Genomic DNA, 16,428 nt, shown 5'->3' on the forward strand with positions numbered 1-16,428 from the left:
ACGCTTGTTGGACTGGACGAGAGCATCATGGTCAAACCCCAGCACGAACTGCTGATGGAGGTCGATGACTGGACCTGGGAGGTGGGCAGCCGGGCAACCGACTACCCGTCGGACTGGCACATCGCCCCCCACTCGCATGCCAAGCACCAGCTGATCTACGCCATCAAGGGCCTGATGCTGGTCGAGTCCGAGGCCGAGCGCTGGACCGTGCCGCCCAGCCGCGGCATATGGATGCCCTGCGGGCAGGTGCATGCCATTCGCTGCGTCGGTGACGTGAAGATGCGCAGCGTGTTCGTGCGCCCCGATGCGGCGTGCGGGCTGCCGCTGGAAAGCAAGGCCATCAGCATCTCGCCGCTGCTCAGTGAACTGATCAAGGCCTCGGTCGACTTTGCAGGGCCATTTGTCGAGGACTCGCGAGAGGCGCGGATCATGCGCCTGATCCTCGACGAGATCTGCGTGCTGCCGACCCTGCCGCTGAAACTGCTGCACCCCAGCGACAAACGCCTGCGGGCCATCTGCTCGGCCCTGCACGAGCGGCCCCACGACACCTCGACCGTGGCCGACTGGGGCGCGCACCTGGGCATAGACGAGAAGACCATCCAGCGCCTGTTCCGCAAGGAAACCGGCATGACCTTCGGCCAGTGGCGCCAGCAGGCGCGGCTGATGCAGGCACTGGAGCGCATCGCCCTGGGCGAGCGCATCATCGATGTTGCAGGCACGCTCGGCTATGACAGCCCCAGCGCCTTCGCCAGCATGTTCAAGCGCCAGTTCGGCATCACGCCAAGCCAGTTCTTCAAGTAGCCATGGCGCAACAGCGCTCGGCCACGCAGCTTGGATGGCGGTAGTAGACGTGACAATTACTACATAACGTTTCAGCCAAGGCTGAATCGCCTTGCCGCCTTACGCCTGCGCCAGAAACTGAAACTGTGCCGCAACACACGGCAAATTCGGCTATCGGGTAGATATCTGACTTAAATGACTTGAAACAGGTTGCAAGCCTATTTGTAGGACGTTTCTTCCAGGCTATGTAAGAAGAATCATGACTTCTGGATTTTCCTGTATGAAACCTCAGTTTCCGCAGGGTTTTATCGCTGCTACGGTCCATTTTTCCTACAACAGCATGGATGCAAATGGCACGAGAGAAACATGGATCAATACAATAAATCTGGCTTGGCCTTGCAGAAGAACTTACTCAACCTGCGCCGAGAGCGCGATCGCTTGAAAGCCGAGGGCAAGCACAAGGAAGCTGAACGGCTTGCGCAGGAAATTTCGCGGATCGAAGCCGTGGTGGCTGCGTTGCCAGAGGCGGCCAAACCGCCGACGCTGCAGTAGAAAAGCCAACGCCCCGTCAACACGGGGCGTTTTGCGCGTGCGCCAGCTCAGGCGCAGCGCTTGAGAATGGTCTTGATCGGGCGCCTCACCCGACGCTTCGATACTGCCTTTGGCTTGATCCAGCGACAGGCGTCGATTTCGTTGCAAGGGCGCGGTTTAGACGCGCTCTTTCGGGCCTCGAACAGGTAGTGGATGACCTTGTCTTCCCTGAACTCGGCGATGTAGCGCAACTCGTCGAAGGCCAGGCCTGTCTCTTCGACCATCTCGCGATGCGCCGCCTGCAACGGCGTTTCATCGTGTTCCACCGTGCCGCCAGGCAGGTTCCATTTGGCGTTGCGCTTGCGTACGAACAGCACCTCGCCATCCTTGCGGTAGATCACCGTGGCGCGAAGCTTGATGCCCTTGCGTCTGGCTGTAGCCGTGTCCATTGCCTTCATGCGCGCGCGATCCCATTCGGTTGATCGGTCAGGAGCCGTGCAAGGCTCCTGTCCCGACTGTAGGGGGGTAATGTGTCGATTGAATGACCATTACCAACGCGCGATGGTTCAGATGGCTGCCTTGCTGCGGACCGCCCGGGTCCCCGCCCCCAGGCAGGTCACGGCGAAGGCAACCAGCAACGCCGCAGTGCCCAGCAGGAAGATCAGTTGCTGGTTGGAGCCCGCCACCAGCAAGGCGATCAACGCTGGGGTCACCGCCGCAGCGCCCATCAAGGTGATGCTGACCAGCGGCGTGAGCTTGCCAGTCGGGTCATTGGTGGTGATCAGCGCCATGTAGTACGACAGCGACAGCACCCAGCCAAAGTTGATCAGCAGCAGCGCGACGAACAGCTGCATCGGCGTGCGGGTGTGACCGGTGAGCATGGCAATGGAGATGAACACCGCGACCAGCCCCACCGCGATCATCAGCTGACGGTTGACCCGCGCCCCCAGCAGGCTTGGCAGCCCTGCCCCTGGCAGGCCACCGATGGCCGACAGGCCGAACGCCCAGCCGATATCGACAGCGTCGATGCCCTGGTCACGCGCCAACTGATCGATGAAGCCCCACACGCAATAGATGGCGATCTGCATGAACAGCATGCCCACCAGCGCCGTGCGCCCCGTGCGCGCCGAACCACCCTGGGCGGGCGAGCCTTCGCCGCTTGCCAGCGATACTGCCGGGCGACGCGGCAACACCAGGCTGGCGCCACAGATCAACAGGTACCACAGGCCGAATGCGCACAAGGCGGTCACCGTCCCGCTGTGTGCGGCAAGCATCGGCAAGGCTGCGGAAAACAGCGAGTACTCAGGGGTCTGCAGCAACAGCATCAGCCCGAACGAACGGTCCTGGTTGGGCAGGCGACCCAGCGTCGACACTGCATAGGCATACACCAGCCCGGCGCAGGTGCCGGCTGCCAGGCGCACGATCAGCAACACCAGATTGGTGCTGGCGAAGGCAGTGGCGACACTCAGGGCCACACACAGCGCACCGACCGACAGGCACAGGCTGCGCCCTGCGTGGCGCTTCATCAGGGTCGGGCATAGCAAGGTGCCCAGGGTCATGCCGATCATCTCGACCGACACCAGCCAGCCTTGCTGGTCGAGCGACAGGCTCAGTTGCTCGGTGACCAACCCCATGAAAATGGGTTGCACGCCACAGACGATGAATGAAGTACAGGCAATGAAAATCAAGGCGGCACGCAGCAGCTTGGAATCATTGATCATGGGAGGACTCCGACACGGCATTTGTTTTTATTGTGGGTGTTGAGCAGCCCTGAAAGCGCCGTATCAGGCGGCCGGGCCGGTCATGCAGTGAATCCTGGGCCGAGTTCGAAAGCATTGGAAGTTAATTATCGGAATCCACTTCAGTGCACTTTTTAATGCAGTCCAACTGCATCAAGAAATGCACTGCGGTCGATCCTGATAATTAATTTGTGGGGGGCCTGGATCATCCCTACCGTATGGCGGTACACAAGCCTCGGAAAAAAAGGCCCCATCATGAACGACCGTGAGTTCATCAATGCCATCGACGCCGATGGCCAACCCCTGAATATCGCCGTGCGCTGCGGCCGCATCAGCCACATCGGCCCGCAACGCGCCAGCACCGCTGGCAGTGAGACCATCGACCTCGAAGGCCTGCTGGTGCTGCCCGGCTTCGTCGATGGCCACATCCACCTGGACAAGAGCTTCGTCGGCGACCGCTGGCGCCCGCACCAGCCCGTCACCAGCCTGCGCGAACGCCTGGCCGTGGAGAAGCGCGAACTCGCCAGCGCCCCGCCGATCGTCGAGCGCGCCGACGCGCTGATGCGCCAGGCCGCCTCGTTCGGTACCCTGGCCATGCGCTGCCATGTCGACGTCGACGCCACCACTGGCCTGACCAACCTGCGCGCCATCCTCGAAGCCCGCGACAAGTGGAAAGACCTGATCGACATCGAGCTGGTGGCTTTCCCGCAAGCCGGTGTAGTGACCTGCCCCGGCACTGCCGAAGTGATGGAAGCCGCCGTGCGCGAAGGCGTTCAGGTGGTTGGCGGCATCGACCCGACCACCTTGGACGGCGACGCCGAAGCCCAGCTTGATATCGTTTTCGGCATTGCCGACCGGCAGGGTGTGAAGGTCGATATCCACCTGCACGAACCGGGCGACATCTGCATCGCCCAGCTCGAGCGCATCGCCGCCCGTACCCAGGCACTGGGCATGCAGGGCCTGGTGGCGGTCAGCCACGCCTACGGCCTGGGTGATGTCACCGACACCGTGGTTGACCGCACTGCCGAGGTGCTGGCTACTGCTGGCGTGTCGATCATGACCAACGCCCCCGGCGAGCACGACTTCCCGCCCGTACTGCGCCTGCGCGCAGGTGGCGTGAGAGTATTTACCGGCAACGACAATATCCAGGACGCCTGGTGGCCCTACGGCAACGGCGACATGCTGCAACGGGCAATGCTGGTCAGCTACCGCTCCGGATTCAATACCGACGAGGAACTGCGGGTCGCGCTGGAGATGGCGACCGTGGCCAGTGCCGAGGTGATGGGCAAGCAGGATTACGGGTTGAAGGTGGGCAATGAAGCCAGCTTCATCCTGTTCAAGGCGCCAAATGCGGCGGCTGCGGTGGCGGCAGCCATCCATGAACGGGTGATCGTGCGCCACGGCGCGTTCTGGGGCGGGCCTGCGCAGTTGCAGTTGAAGGCTGCGCAGTTCGCCACTGAACTGCGTCGCTAGCGAGTTCTTTAGGGCCGCTTTGCGGTCCATCGCCGGCAAGCGCTGCTACGAATGCGGTGATGGGCTGCGAAGCAGCCCCCTCTCACTCAGCCTCCGCCCGCAGGATGCCGATCAGAATCTCGGCCAGCTCCTTGACCATCGGGTCCGCCGTAGGCCGATGGAAGATCGCCGCCTCGAACACCCGGATCGGCTTGAACCCCTGCTCCGCCCCCAGCACCCGATGCGCATCTGTCACCACCCGCGACGGCAACAGGCTGACGCCCAAGCCATTGGCCACCGCCGCCTGGATACCCGCCAGGCTCGAACTGGTAAAACCGATGCGCCAACTGCGGCCCATGGCCTCGACCGCGCTGATCATGTCATCGCGGTACAGGCCACGCGGCGGAAAGGTCACCAGCGGGATCGGGTCCTGGGCAAAGCTCGGATACTGCGCGCTGTCGATCCACTCGATGCGCTCAGGCTGGCAGGCATTGGCCTCGCGGCTATGACGCCGCTGCTTGACCAGCACCAGGTCCAGCTCACCACGGTCGTAGGTACTCATCAGGTCACGGCTCAGGCCGCCGGTGATTTCCAGCTTGACCGTCGGGTTGAGCCGGTTGAAGGCCGCCAGCGCCTGCATCGTCTTGCCGGCGACAAAATCGTCCGGCAGGCCGATGCGCACCGTGACCGAGACCCCGCCCGACATCACTTCGCTCAGCTGGTTGCTCACCGAAAGCAGATGCCGTGCGTAACGCAGCAGGGTTTCCCCGGCGTCGGTCGGATGCACCTCGCGGTTGCTCCGGTCGAGCAGCTGGTGGCCGACCATTTCCTCCAGCCGGCGCACCTTCTGGCTGACCGTGGACTGGGTGGAATGCAAGCGTGCGGCGGCGGTGGTGAAGCTGCCGCAGTCGGCCACCATGACCACGGCGCGGAGCATGTCCAGGTCGTAGATGGCGCGGTTGGGTTTGGTGCTGTCGGTCATTGGCTGAGGTCGGTTTTCGAGTGAGGCTGGGAGCATGATGCCTGAAGCTGGGCCACGGGGAAGCGCTTATTGGTGTCCGTTGTCACGGGGCTAGCCCAGTGAAGTAGACTGGCGCCTTTCTTTGCCCCTCCCTGGAAAACCTGATGAACAAACTGATCCTACCTGTGGCCATCTTCGTGTGTGTGATCATCGCGGGGAAACTGGCTGAGCATTTTGGCCTTGAGGGTAGCTGGAAAGTCGGTTTGCTCTGCGTTGTGGCAGCCTGCGTACAGATCGCGGTCAACCGTATCCAGCGCTCGCAGCGGCAGAAAGCCCAACGTTGATCAGCTGCCCACGCCGCAAACGGTTGCCTGACAGCACTGACACGACGCGCCATTGAATCGTCTCGATGAGTCATATTGATGCCTTCACACCTCAGGCTAATACTAAGGTTAATGCCTGGGGAGGCGCGAATCATGCAAACAAGATTTGTTATCGTTCCAGCTGTACCCATCGAAAAAGAATCCTTTCAAGCAGGGTCGCGCTTCTACGCCGCAACCATTTCAGGCGGTTTCGACATTTACGACAATCAAGAAAAACTGCGCCTGAAGCCGAGCTACTCGACCCGGTCGCTGGCAGAAGCGGCACGCGTGAAATTCAACGATGAATGCCGAAATCCAGACGAGCTTTTTCCCTTCTTGCGAGTGGAATGCTCGGTCATGGAACAGTGAAAGCAATCAGCCCGCTTCGGCGGGCTTTCGATTAGTGCTTACTGGATGTGCTTGAGTTTCTCAAGCATGGCGGCGCTGCCTTTGAGGTAACCGGTGACCTCGCCATCTTCCCGCTTGAACCTGATGCCCATCACTTTGTTATCCAGCTTTACCAACTCGACCGACGCCCGGATGACTTCATGCGGATGAGTGACCTGCGCGGGGGCCTTGCCCTTCTGGACGGATACCTCGCTGATTGTCTGCTCGAAGACATTACGTTCAGCGTCGTACGACCATGACGACTGTTGTACGATTTTTTGCATCGAGTCTTTTTCGTTGAGGATCATGAAGTCGGTGGCTGTACCGTCCGCCTTGAGCAGCAACAGTGCCAGCGCCTGGGAAGTGCCGTCATCGGCGTTGGAGTACCAGACGCCGTACAGGTCACTTTTCAGGTATTTGGGCGTTGTGATGGCCGTTTCGCTGGGCGACTTTGCGGTGCCCGTTGTGGAGCAGGCAGAGAGCACCAGCGGGGCCAGTAGTGAGATTGCTACGGTGAGGTACTTTCTCATTTCATTCCTGGTGGCTTGTCGGCATTCGGAAACCATTCGTTCGAACGTGTCAGGAAACCAGATTTTTCGCTTTCTTGCAGCTTGCTCACTCGTCTGCAGCAGCGTCAGCCTTGCAAGCGATGCTGCTACAGCCCAAGTCGCCAGCCGCGGCATGATGTGGCGTCGACACGTGAACTTGAGTCGCTACGGTTGTTCCTTGAGGCGGCATTGATTCAGGTGCAGATGCCGACCGCGCTGCGGAATCTCAGGGAAGGCTTGGGGACTATCGAGCAGACGAGGCCGCGATTTTCAGCCCGAATGCGATGAAGATACCCCCAGTGACCCTATCCAGCGCTTTGACAGTTAACGGCTGACTCAGCAGGTTTTTCAGAGGCATCGTGGCCGCGATCAGCAGGCCGAACCAGACGACTGTCAAGAGCACGTGAATGGACGCCAGGAAGAACGAGTACATCGACAGTGCAACACCGGCCGGGATGAATTGAGGTAGAAAGGTCACGTAGAAGATACCGACCTTGGGGTTCAGGAGATTGGTCAGAAGGCCACGGGCAAAGGCGCTCCAGCCTGACACGGTGTTATCGCCCTCCAATTTGTTCTGGAAGGACTGACGGGGTTTGAGCAGGAGCTTGATCCCAACCCACAGGAGGTATGCGGCACCGGCTGACTTCAGCACGGTGTAGGCAACCTCGGAACGTTGCAGCAGCACACCCAGTCCCAGCGAAACGGCGCCGCCCCAGGCCAGGCAGCCAAGCGCGACACCCACGGCTGCCAGGAGCGCCGTACGACGTCCATCTACTGCCGCAGCCCGGAGCACCATGGCCGTATCGACACCCGGAGTTACAGCAAGTACCGAGGCAGCGGCGATGAAGGCGAGGAGCATCGGTAGATCGATCATCACAGCCATTCCCAAGTGTGTTCCCACGGGAGGTTTTTCCATGCCCCAGAAACGCAAAAAGCCCTGAATAATCAGGGCTTTGAATGTGGCGGAAGCGTAGAGATTCGAACTCTAGGATAGTTGCCCATCGACGGTTTTCAAGACCGTTGCCTTAAACCACTCGGCCACGCTTCCAGCTCGTTTTGCGGCCGCCATAATACCGTAATGAAACACGCTGTCAAACTCTCTGTGTCGCGGGTTGCGGAGCCTCTGTTAGACTGCTTGCATCTGAACGTCCAAAACCATGGATCCATAAGGAGTGTCGCCATGCGCGAACAGGATTACGCCGTACACCACGGCCAGCAAGCCGAGCAGCAGGAGGTCAGCAAGGTCCTGCGCAACACGTACAGCTTGCTGGCACTCACCCTCGCCTTCAGCGGTGTCATGGCCTTCGTTGCCCAGCAGATGCGCGTCGGTTACCCGAACGTGTTCGTCGTGCTGATCGGCTTCTACGGTCTGTTCTTCCTGACCAACAAACTGCGTGATTCGGTCTGGGGCCTGGTGTCCACCTTCGCCCTTACCGGCTTCATGGGCTTTATCCTCGGCCCGATCCTCAACCGTTACCTGGGCATGGCCGGTGGCGCCGAAGTGGTCAGTTCGGCCTTCGCCATGACCGCGCTGGTGTTCGGTGGTCTGTCGGCCTATGTGCTGATCACCCGCAAGGACATGAGCTTCCTCAGCGGCTTCATCACTGCTGGCTTCTTTGTGTTGCTGGGCGCGGTGGTCGCCAGCTTCTTCTTCCAGATCAGCGGCCTGCAACTGGCGATCAGTGCTGGCTTCGTGCTGTTCTCGTCGGTCTGCATCCTGTTCCAGACCAGCGCGATCATTCATGGCGGTGAGCGCAACTACATCATGGCGACCATCAGCCTGTATGTATCGATCTACAACCTGTTCATCAGCCTGCTGCAGCTGTTCGGCATCATGGGCCGCGACGACTGATTGGGTTGGCTTTACGGAAGAGCCCGCTTCGGCGGGCTTTTTTGCGCCCATTCTTTGACTTAAAAGTCAGATAACTATGCAAATGATCGCCGATCTTGTCGGCATCGTGCATTCCCCTACCGCAATCGCACTTCTGCCCGTAGAATGCGCTCCTTTTTTCTTCCGGGGCAGCTTCAGCGATGAGCTCACACGAACACAGCCCGGGCGCCACGGCGCCTGCCAACGAACTGGTACTTGGCCTTGAGGACAAGCCACGGCTGTTGATCGGCCTGCTGGCAGCGCTGCAGCATCTGCTGGCGATCATCGTGCCAATCGTCACCCCTGGCCTGCTGATCTGCCAGGCGTTGGGCGTTTCGGCTCGCGATACCAACCTCATCGTCTCCATGTCGCTGGTGATCTCCGGTATTGCCACCTTCGTCCAGTGCAAGCGTTTCGGCCCATTCGGTGCAGGGCTGCTGATCGTGCAGGGCACCAGCTTCAACTTCGTCGGGCCGCTGATTGCCGGTGGCGCGCTGATGGTCAAGCAGGGCACGCCGGTCGAAAGCGTGATGGCGGCGATCTTCGGGGTAGTGATTGCGGGCTCGTTCGTCGAGATGGGCGTGTCGCGCATCCTGCCGTTCGTCAAACGCCTGATCACCCCGCTGGTGACCGGTATTGTCGTGCTAATGATCGGCCTGACCTTGATCAAGGTCGGCCTGATCAGCATGGGCGGCGGCTTCGGCGCCATGGCCAATGGCACCTTTGCCAACGGTGAAAACCTGCTGCTGTCGGGCGCCGTGCTGGCGGTGATCGTGATCCTCAACCGCATCCCGGTGGTGTGGATGCGCAGCTGCGCGATCGTCATTGCCCTGGCGGTCGGCTACGCCCTGGCGGGTTACCTCGGCCGCCTGGACTTCACCGGCATGCACGAAGCCGCGCTGTTCCAGGTGCCAACGCCGCTGCACTTCGGCCTGGGCTTCTCCTGGGCGCTGTTCATCCCGATGCTGGTGATCTACCTGGTGACCTCGCTGGAAGCCATTGGTGACGTAACGGCCACCAGCAAGGTTTCGCGCCAGCCAGTCGAAGGCCCGCTGTGGATGTCGCGCATCAAGGGCGGCGTGCTGGTCAACGGTGCCAACTCGCTGCTGGCCGGCCTGTTCAACACCTTCCCGAGTTCGATCTTCGCCCAGAACAACGGCGTGATTCAGCTGACCGGTATTGCCAGCCGCCATATCGGTATCTGGATTGCCGTCATGCTGGTGCTGCTGGGCCTGTTCCCGAGCGTGGCCGGTGTGATCCAGGCGGTGCCTGAGCCAGTGCTGGGTGGCGCAGCGATGGTGATGTTCGGGGCGGTTGCCGCGTCGGGCATCAACATTCTGGCCAGTACTCGCCTGGACCGTCGCGCCCTGCTGATCATCGCCGTGTCGCTGGCGCTGGGCCTGGGTGTGGCACAGGTGCCGGAGTTCCTGGCGCACATGCCGGCGGCGATCCGCAATGTGCTGGAATCGGGTGTGGCTACCGGTGGCATCTGCGCCCTGGTGCTGAACTGGTTCCTGCCGGAGAGCAAGGAAAACGCCTGATCCGCGCCTGCCCTGCCGACAAAGCCCGCGCCCACTTGCGCGGGCTTTTTGTTTTATCATGGCGGCATTCCTTTACACGAGTTGCCCATGAAATTCGCTATCGCGGTTTTTTCCCCGGCCCATGCGCCCTCCTCGCGCCGCGCCCTGCGCTTCGCCGAGGCAGTGCTGGCTGGCGGGCATGAGATTGCCCGGCTGTTCTTCTACCAGGACGGGGTGCACAGCGCCTCGGCCAACGTGGTCACCCCCCAGGATGAACAGGACATCGCCGCACAGTGGCGGGCCTTCATCGAAATCAACCGGCTCGACGCGGTGGTGTGCATCGCCGCCGCCCTGCGCCGTGGCGTGCTCGATGAAGCCGAAGCCAGCCGCTACCAGCGCCCGGCAGTGAACCTGCCCAAGCCGTGGGAGCTGTCTGGCCTCGGCCAGCTGCATGAAGCTGCACAAACGGCCGACCGCCTGGTCTGCTTCGGAGGCGACTGAAATGGCCAAATCCATGTTGATCATCAGCCGCCAGGCACCGTGGAACGGTCCGTCCGCCCGTGAGGCGCTGGATATCGCCCTGGCCGGCGGCGCCTTCGACCTGCCGCTGGCCATGCTGTTCCTCGATGACGGCGTGTTCCAGTTGGCGCCCGGCCAGCAACCCGCCGCCGTGGAGCAGAAGAACCTCGCTGCCAACCTGCAGGCGCTGCCGATGTTCGGCGTCGAAGAGCTGTTTGCCTGCCAGCACAGCTTGGCGCGCCGTGGCCTGGCCGCCGATGGCCTGGAGCTGCCGGTGGAAGTGCTGGACGACACTGCCCTGCAAACCCTGATTGCCCGTTTCGACCAAGTGGTGACGCTCTGATGGCAACCCTGCACGTGTTATCCCACTCCCCGTTCGGCGACGAGCGCCTGGACAGCTGCCTGCGCCTGTTGGGCGCTGACGACGGCGTGCTGTTATGCGGCGATGCGGTCTATGCCCTGCGCGAGGGCAGTGACACTCAACGCCAGCTGCAGGCTGCCAACCTGGCACAACGCCTGTTCGCCCTCGACGAAGACCTGCAGGCCCGTGGCATCAGCGGCGCGCTGGCCAAGGCCGTGGGCTACCAGGCCTTCGTCGAGCTGTCGCTGCACTACGACAAGGTCAACAGCTGGCTATGAGTACGCTGAACGTTGGCGATCGCGCCATCGCCCTGGACAAGGACGGTTTCCTGGTCGACCTGCAAGACTGGTCGCACCCCGTCGCCGAGGCGCTGGCCGAGCGCGAAAGCATTGCCCTGACCGCCGACCACTGGGAAGTCCTCGAGCTGCTGCGCCAGTTCTACGATGAATACCAGCTGTCGCCGGCCACCCGCCCGCTGATCAAGTACACCGCGCTCAAGCTGGGCTCGGAAAAGGGCAACAGCCCGCACCTCAACCGCCTGTTCAACGGCACCCCCGCCAAACTCGCCGCCAAGCTGGCGGGCCTGCCCAAGCCGACCAATTGCATATGACCGACGCCCGCCCGCTGACCCTGGAAACCCCAGCCGAACACCCGTTCGCCGAATTCGTGCGCATCCTTGGCAAAGGCAAGCGCGGTGCCCGCGGCCTGACCCGCGAAGAAGCCCGCGCCGCCATGACCTTGCTGCTCGAAGGCAAAGTCGAGGACACCCAACTGGGTGCCTTCCTGATGCTGCTGCGGCACAAGGAAGAAAGCGCCGAAGAGCTTGCCGGCTTCACCGAAGCCCTGCGTGCCCACCTGCAGGCGCCGCGCATCGCCGTGGACATCGACTGGCCGACCTACGCCGGCAAGAAGCGCCACCTGCCCTGGTACCTGCTGAGCGCCAAGTGCCTGGCCGCCAATGGCGTGCGTATCCTCATGCATGGCGGCGGCGCACACACCGCCGGGCGCATGTATACCGAACAGCTGCTGGCACTGCTGGAGATTCCGCTGTGCCGTGACTGGCCTGCGGCCAGCCAGGCGCTCGACCAGCAGCGCCTGGCCTTTGCCCCGCTGCACGACTGGGCGCCGCAGTTGCAGCGAATGATCGACCTGCGCAACACCCTTGGCCTGCGCTCGCCAATCCATTCCCTGGCGCGGGTATTGAATCCGCTGGGAGCACGCTGTGGCCTGCAAAGCATCTTCCACCCCGGCTACCAGGCGGTGCACCGCGAAGCCAGCCGCCTGCTCGGCGACCATGCCGTGGTGATCAAGGGCGATGGCGGCGAGATTGAGGTCAATCCTGATGTCATCAGCCACCTGTATGGCACCAGCGCAGGCGAAGCCTGGGACGAGGAATGGCCGGCGCTGAGCGAACGCCGCCATGTGAAACCACCGAGCCTGCTGCCCGAGCAGCTACTGGCAGTCTGGCGTGGCGAAGCCGAAGACAGCTACGGCGAAATGGCCGTGGTAGCAACCATGGCCCTGGCGCTGCGTGGCCTGGGCCAGGATCGCGAACAGGCTTTCGCCACCGCACGTGCTTACTGGGCCGCACGAAACCAATCGAATAAATAGATAATAAAGGCGCTGTCTTTGCGTTAGTTATTCGAACGATTTGCCCTAGACTGGGCTCCAACGACAAACAACTTTGTTTCCGAGGAGCTCACCATGGGCCTTTTGATCGACGGCCGCTGGCACGACCAGTGGTATGAAAACGGCAAGGACGGCACCTTCAAACGGGAAAACGCCCAGCGCCGCAATCAGCTGCCCGCGCCAGAAGCCGGCCGTTATCATCTGTACGTTTCACTGGCCTGCCCATGGGCTCACCGCACCCTGATTCTGCGCGCCATCAAAGGTCTGGAGCCGCTGATCGACGTATCCGTGGTGAGCTGGCTGATGCAGGACCATGGCTGGACCTTCGACCAGCAGCAAGGCTCCACCGGCGACCACCTCGATGCCCTGCAGTATCTGCACCAGCGCTACACCCAGGACGACCCGCACTACACCGGCCGCGTGACCGTGCCCGTGCTGTGGGACAAGCAAGAGAAGCGCATCGTCAACAACGAGTCGTCGGAGATCATCCGCATCTTCAACAGCGCGTTCAACGAGCTGACAGGCAATACCCTGGACCTCTACCCCGAGCCGCTGCGCCCGACCATCGAGGCGCTGAACGAACGCATCTACCCGGCGGTGAACAATGGCGTGTACCGCGCAGGCTTCGCCACCACGCAGGATGCCTACGAGGCGGCGTTCGACGAGGTATTCAACGAGCTGGACCACCTGGAAGCGCTGCTGGGCCGCAATCGCTACCTGGCTGGCGGGTACCTGACCGAGGCCGATGTGCGCCTGTTCACTACCCTGGTGCGCTTCGATGCGGTGTACCACGGGCACTTCAAGTGCAACCTACGGCGATTGAGCGACTACCACAACCTGTCCAACTGGCTGCGCGAGCTGTACCAGTGGCCGGGGGTGGCTGGGACGGTGGATATGGAGCATATCCAGAAGCACTATTACATGAGCCACAAGACCATCAACCCGAACGGGATCGTGCCCAAGGGGCCGTTGCAGGACTTCACTGCGCCCCATGATCGGGAACGGTTGGTGGGCAACGGGATCTGGCAGGGTTGAGATAGCCGGGGCCGCCTTGCGGCCCCGACGGCTTCAGCTGTTCTGCGAACCTTCGAACCAAGCCAGCTTGTCGCGCAACTGCACCACTTCCCCGACAATCACCAAGGTCGGCGCATGCACTTCATGCCGGGCCACCAGCTCCGGCAAATCCGCCAAGGTACCGGTGAACACGCGCTGATTGCGCGTAGTCCCCTGCTGCACCAGTGCCGCCGGCGTACTCGCCGCCCGCCCATGGCGAATCAGCTCGGCACAGATGGTCGGCAACCCCACCAGCCCCATGTAGAACACCAGGGTCTGGGCCGGCGCCACCAAGTCATCCCACGGCAGGTTGCTGGTGCCATCCTTGAGGTGCCCGGTAACGAAGCGCACCGACTGGGCATAGTCACGGTGAGTCAGCGGAATGCCGCCATAGGCGGAGCAACCACTGGCCGCGGTAATCCCCGGCACCACCTGGAACGGAATGCCGTGCTCGGCCAGCTCCTCGATCTCTTCGCCACCCCGGCCGAAGATGAACGGGTCGCCACCCTTGAGGCGCAACACACGCTTGCCCTGTTGGGCGAGGTCGACCAGCAGGCGGTTGATCTGGTCCTGCGGCACGGCATGGTCGGCGCGGCGCTTGCCAACGTAGATACGCTCGGCGTCACGCCGGCACATCTCGATGATGGCAGGTGCCACCAGGCGGTCGTACAGCACCACGTCGGCCTGCTGCATCAGGCGCAAGGCACGGAAGGTCAGCAAGTCCGGATCGCCCGGACCCGCCCCAACCAGATACACCTCACCGCCCTGCTGCACCGGCGCACCGTCGACCATCGCCTGCAACAGGCGTTCGGCTTCGGCGCCCTGCCCGGCCAGCTGGCGCTCGGCAATCGGGCCCTGAAACACTGTTTCCCAGAAGCCACGGCGCTGATTGACGTCCGGGTACAAGGATTTGACCTTGTGCCGGAAACGCGCTGCCAGCCCGGCCAGTTCGCCATAGGCCGACGGAATCCAGGCTTCCAGCTTGGCGCGGATCAGCCGCGCCAGCACCGGGGCGTCACCGCCACTGGACACCGCGATCACCAACGGTGAACGGTCGACGATGGCAGGGAAGATCACCGTGCACAGGGCCGGCGCATCCACCACGTTGACCGGCAGGCTCAACGCCTGCGCATCGGCCGACACCTGGGCGTTGAGCCCAGGGTCGTCGGTGGCCGCGATCACCAGCCGGCAACCGACCAGGTCGGCCGCCTGATAGCCACGCACCAGCACTTCACCGCCACCTTCCCGGGCCAACGCAGCCAGCTGGCCGTCGACATCCGGCGCCACCACGCGCAGCGCGGCGCCGGCATCTGCCAGCAGGCGCGCCTTGCGCAAGGCGATCTCACCGCCGCCGACGACCAGAACCCGGCCGCCCTGCAGCTTGTGGAACAGCGGCAGGTAATCCATTTAGCGGATGACCTCGACGCCGCCCATGTACGGCTTCAGCACGTCCGGTACGCGGATCGAACCGTCGGCCTGCTGGTAGTTTTCCAGCACGGCCACCAGGGTACGGCCTACAGCCAGGCCGGAACCGTTGAGGGTGTGCACCAGCTCAGGTTTGCCGGTTTCCGGGTTGCGCCAGCGGGCCTGCATGCGGCGCGCCTGGAAGTCACCACAGTTGGAGCAGGAGCTGATTTCGCGGTACTTGTCCTGGCTCGGCACCCACACTTCCAGGTCGTAGGTCTTCACGGCGCCGAAGCCCATGTCGCCGGTGCACAGGGCCAGTACGCGGTACGGCAGCTCCAGCAGCTGCAGCACGCGCTCGGCGTTGGCGGTCAGGCCTTCCAGGGCTTCCATCGACTTGGACGGCTCGACCACCTGGACCATCTCGACCTTGTCGAACTGGTGCTGGCGGATCATGCCACGGGTGTCACGGCCGGACGCACCGGCTTCGCTGCGGAAGCACGGGGTGTGGGCAACCAGTTTCAATGGCAGCTGCTTGGCGTCGAGGATCTGGTCGGCGACCAGGTTGGTCAGCGACACTTCGGCCGTCGGGATCAGATAGAAGTCGGCTTCGCCTTCGCGGGTGATCTTGAACAGGTCTTCCTCGAACTTCGGCAGCTGGCCGGTGCCCTGCAGGGCTGGGGCCTGCACCAGGTACGGGGTGTAGTGCTCCTCGTAGCCGTGCTCGCCGGTGTGCAGGTTGATCATGAACTGCGCCAGGGCACGGTGCAGGCGGGCGATCGGCCCACGCAGCACGGCAAAGCGCGCGCCGGACAGCTTGGCCGCGGCCTCGAAGTCCAGCCCACCGCTGACTTCGCCCAGGGCGACGTGGTCCTTGATCTCGAAATCGAAGGAGGCCGGGGTGCCCCAGCGGCGCACTTCGACGTTGTCGTCTTCGCTGGCACCGACCGGTACGCTGGCGTCCGGCAGGTTGGGGATGGTCAGCAGGATGCCGTCCAGCTCGGCCTGGATACCGTCCAGTTCAACCTTGCCAGCGGCCAGTTCATTGGCCATGCGCTCGACGTCAGCCATCAGCGGGGCGATGTCCTCGCCCTTGGCCTTGGCCTGGCCGATCGACTTGGAACGGGCGTTACGCTCGGCCTGCAGCTGCTCAGTGCGGGTCTGCACCGCCTTGCGGCGCTCTTCCAGTGATTCGATGCGCGCGACATCCAGGCTGAAGCCACGGGAGGCCAGGCGATCCGCCACTTCCTGAAGTTGGCCGCGTAACAGTTTGGAATCGAGCATATCGTTCTCTCGTTATAGGTAGGTGTTG

20 protein-coding genes and 1 tRNA gene are annotated in these 16,428 nt (G+C 62.6%); 13 read left to right on the forward strand and 8 right to left on the reverse strand.

Translation table 11 applies throughout. The features are described from left to right. The first annotated feature begins 27 nt into the window (after positions 1-27). On the forward strand, positions 28-801 hold the full coding sequence (locus ACOKS3_RS18265; RefSeq protein ID WP_103448286.1) for an AraC family transcriptional regulator: 774 nt from the start codon (positions 28-30) through the stop codon (positions 799-801). Positions 802-1,146: 345 nt separating this feature from the next. Continuing rightward, a complete protein-coding gene (locus ACOKS3_RS18270) occupies positions 1,147-1,332 on the forward strand; it encodes a hypothetical protein (RefSeq protein ID WP_422763539.1) in 186 nt (61 codons plus the stop codon). A gap of 47 nt (positions 1,333-1,379) precedes the next feature. Here ACOKS3_RS18270 and ACOKS3_RS18275 read toward each other — a convergent pair whose 3' ends face one another. Next, positions 1,380-1,769, reverse strand: a complete 390-nt coding sequence (locus ACOKS3_RS18275; protein ID WP_103448044.1) for an NUDIX domain-containing protein — start codon at positions 1,767-1,769, stop codon at positions 1,380-1,382. Positions 1,770-1,877: 108 nt separating this feature from the next. Further along, entirely contained in the window at positions 1,878-3,032 is a 1,155-nt protein-coding gene (locus ACOKS3_RS18280; protein WP_422763538.1) for an MFS transporter, read from the reverse strand. Between the two features lie 273 nt (positions 3,033-3,305). On the opposite strand from ACOKS3_RS18280, the gene ACOKS3_RS18285 reads away from it, so the two are divergent. Further along, positions 3,306-4,523: an amidohydrolase family protein gene (locus ACOKS3_RS18285; RefSeq protein WP_422763537.1), complete on the forward strand. Its 1,218-nt coding sequence runs from the start codon at positions 3,306-3,308 to the stop codon at positions 4,521-4,523. An 82-nt stretch (positions 4,524-4,605) separates the two neighbouring features. Here ACOKS3_RS18285 and ACOKS3_RS18290 read toward each other — a convergent pair whose 3' ends face one another. Next, positions 4,606-5,484, reverse strand: coding sequence for a LysR substrate-binding domain-containing protein (locus ACOKS3_RS18290; RefSeq protein WP_103448046.1), 879 nt, complete (start codon positions 5,482-5,484; stop codon positions 4,606-4,608). Between the two features lie 143 nt (positions 5,485-5,627). On the opposite strand from ACOKS3_RS18290, the gene ACOKS3_RS18295 reads away from it, so the two are divergent. Then, entirely contained in the window at positions 5,628-5,807 is a 180-nt protein-coding gene (locus ACOKS3_RS18295) for a hypothetical protein (RefSeq protein ID WP_103448047.1), read from the forward strand. Positions 5,808-5,939: 132 nt separating this feature from the next. Next, positions 5,940-6,194, forward strand: a complete 255-nt coding sequence (locus ACOKS3_RS18300; protein WP_422763536.1) for a hypothetical protein — start codon at positions 5,940-5,942, stop codon at positions 6,192-6,194. Between the two features lie 38 nt (positions 6,195-6,232). On the opposite strand, the gene ACOKS3_RS18305 is transcribed toward ACOKS3_RS18300, so the two are convergent. The 3 genes from ACOKS3_RS18305 to ACOKS3_RS18315 form a co-directional block, all read right to left on the reverse strand. After that, positions 6,233-6,895: a hypothetical protein gene (locus ACOKS3_RS18305; RefSeq protein ID WP_181004507.1), complete on the reverse strand. Its 663-nt coding sequence runs from the start codon at positions 6,893-6,895 to the stop codon at positions 6,233-6,235. Between the two features lie 109 nt (positions 6,896-7,004). Beyond that, entirely contained in the window at positions 7,005-7,634 is a 630-nt protein-coding gene (locus ACOKS3_RS18310) for a LysE family translocator (RefSeq protein WP_422763535.1), read from the reverse strand. An 86-nt stretch (positions 7,635-7,720) separates the two neighbouring features. Beyond that, a tRNA-Ser gene (locus tag ACOKS3_RS18315) sits at positions 7,721-7,808 on the reverse strand. A 132-nt stretch (positions 7,809-7,940) separates the two neighbouring features. On the opposite strand from ACOKS3_RS18315, the gene ACOKS3_RS18320 reads away from it, so the two are divergent. From ACOKS3_RS18320 to ACOKS3_RS18355, 8 genes are all read left to right on the forward strand, one after another. After that, positions 7,941-8,612, forward strand: a complete 672-nt coding sequence (locus ACOKS3_RS18320) for a Bax inhibitor-1/YccA family protein (RefSeq protein ID WP_060511118.1) — start codon at positions 7,941-7,943, stop codon at positions 8,610-8,612. Between the two features lie 179 nt (positions 8,613-8,791). Continuing rightward, positions 8,792-10,171 carry a nucleobase:cation symporter-2 family protein gene (locus ACOKS3_RS18325; RefSeq protein ID WP_103448050.1) on the forward strand — a complete coding sequence of 460 codons (1,380 nt, stop codon included), beginning with the start codon at positions 8,792-8,794 and terminating at the stop codon, positions 10,169-10,171. 87 nt (positions 10,172-10,258) lie between these two features. Next, on the forward strand, positions 10,259-10,651 hold the full coding sequence (gene tusD, locus ACOKS3_RS18330) for a sulfurtransferase complex subunit TusD (protein ID WP_159409694.1): 393 nt from the start codon (positions 10,259-10,261) through the stop codon (positions 10,649-10,651). Position 10,652: 1 nt separating this feature from the next. Continuing rightward, the gene (tusC, locus tag ACOKS3_RS18335) at positions 10,653-11,012 is read left to right on the forward strand and encodes a sulfurtransferase complex subunit TusC (RefSeq protein WP_103448052.1); all 360 of its coding nucleotides are present in this window, start codon (positions 10,653-10,655) and stop codon (positions 11,010-11,012) included. Next, positions 11,012-11,308, forward strand: coding sequence for a sulfurtransferase complex subunit TusB (gene tusB / locus ACOKS3_RS18340; RefSeq protein ID WP_103448053.1), 297 nt, complete (start codon positions 11,012-11,014; stop codon positions 11,306-11,308). Before tusC ends, tusB begins: the two co-directional genes overlap by 1 nt. Then, complete coding sequence (locus tag ACOKS3_RS18345; protein WP_103448054.1) at positions 11,305-11,640, forward strand: TusE/DsrC/DsvC family sulfur relay protein; 336 nt, start codon at positions 11,305-11,307, stop codon at positions 11,638-11,640. The genes tusB and ACOKS3_RS18345 overlap by 4 nt, the downstream gene beginning before the upstream one ends. Next, the gene (locus ACOKS3_RS18350; RefSeq protein ID WP_422763534.1) at positions 11,637-12,641 is read left to right on the forward strand and encodes a glycosyl transferase family protein; all 1,005 of its coding nucleotides are present in this window, start codon (positions 11,637-11,639) and stop codon (positions 12,639-12,641) included. The genes ACOKS3_RS18345 and ACOKS3_RS18350 overlap by 4 nt, the downstream gene beginning before the upstream one ends. Positions 12,642-12,734: 93 nt before the next feature. Then, a complete protein-coding gene (locus tag ACOKS3_RS18355; protein ID WP_103448056.1) occupies positions 12,735-13,694 on the forward strand; it encodes a glutathione S-transferase family protein in 960 nt (319 codons plus the stop codon). A 33-nt stretch (positions 13,695-13,727) separates the two neighbouring features. On the opposite strand, the gene cysG is transcribed toward ACOKS3_RS18355, so the two are convergent. After that, positions 13,728-15,119: a siroheme synthase CysG gene (cysG, locus tag ACOKS3_RS18360; RefSeq protein WP_422763533.1), complete on the reverse strand. Its 1,392-nt coding sequence runs from the start codon at positions 15,117-15,119 to the stop codon at positions 13,728-13,730. Then, positions 15,120-16,400: a serine--tRNA ligase gene (gene serS, locus ACOKS3_RS18365; RefSeq protein ID WP_103448058.1), complete on the reverse strand. Its 1,281-nt coding sequence runs from the start codon at positions 16,398-16,400 to the stop codon at positions 15,120-15,122. It lies immediately after the preceding gene. Positions 16,401-16,428: the final 28 nt, after the last annotated feature.

This window comes from Pseudomonas sp. HS6-2 (assembly GCF_049325675.2).
GTDB classification, from domain to species: Bacteria; Pseudomonadota; Gammaproteobacteria; order Pseudomonadales; family Pseudomonadaceae; genus Aquipseudomonas; species Aquipseudomonas putida_N.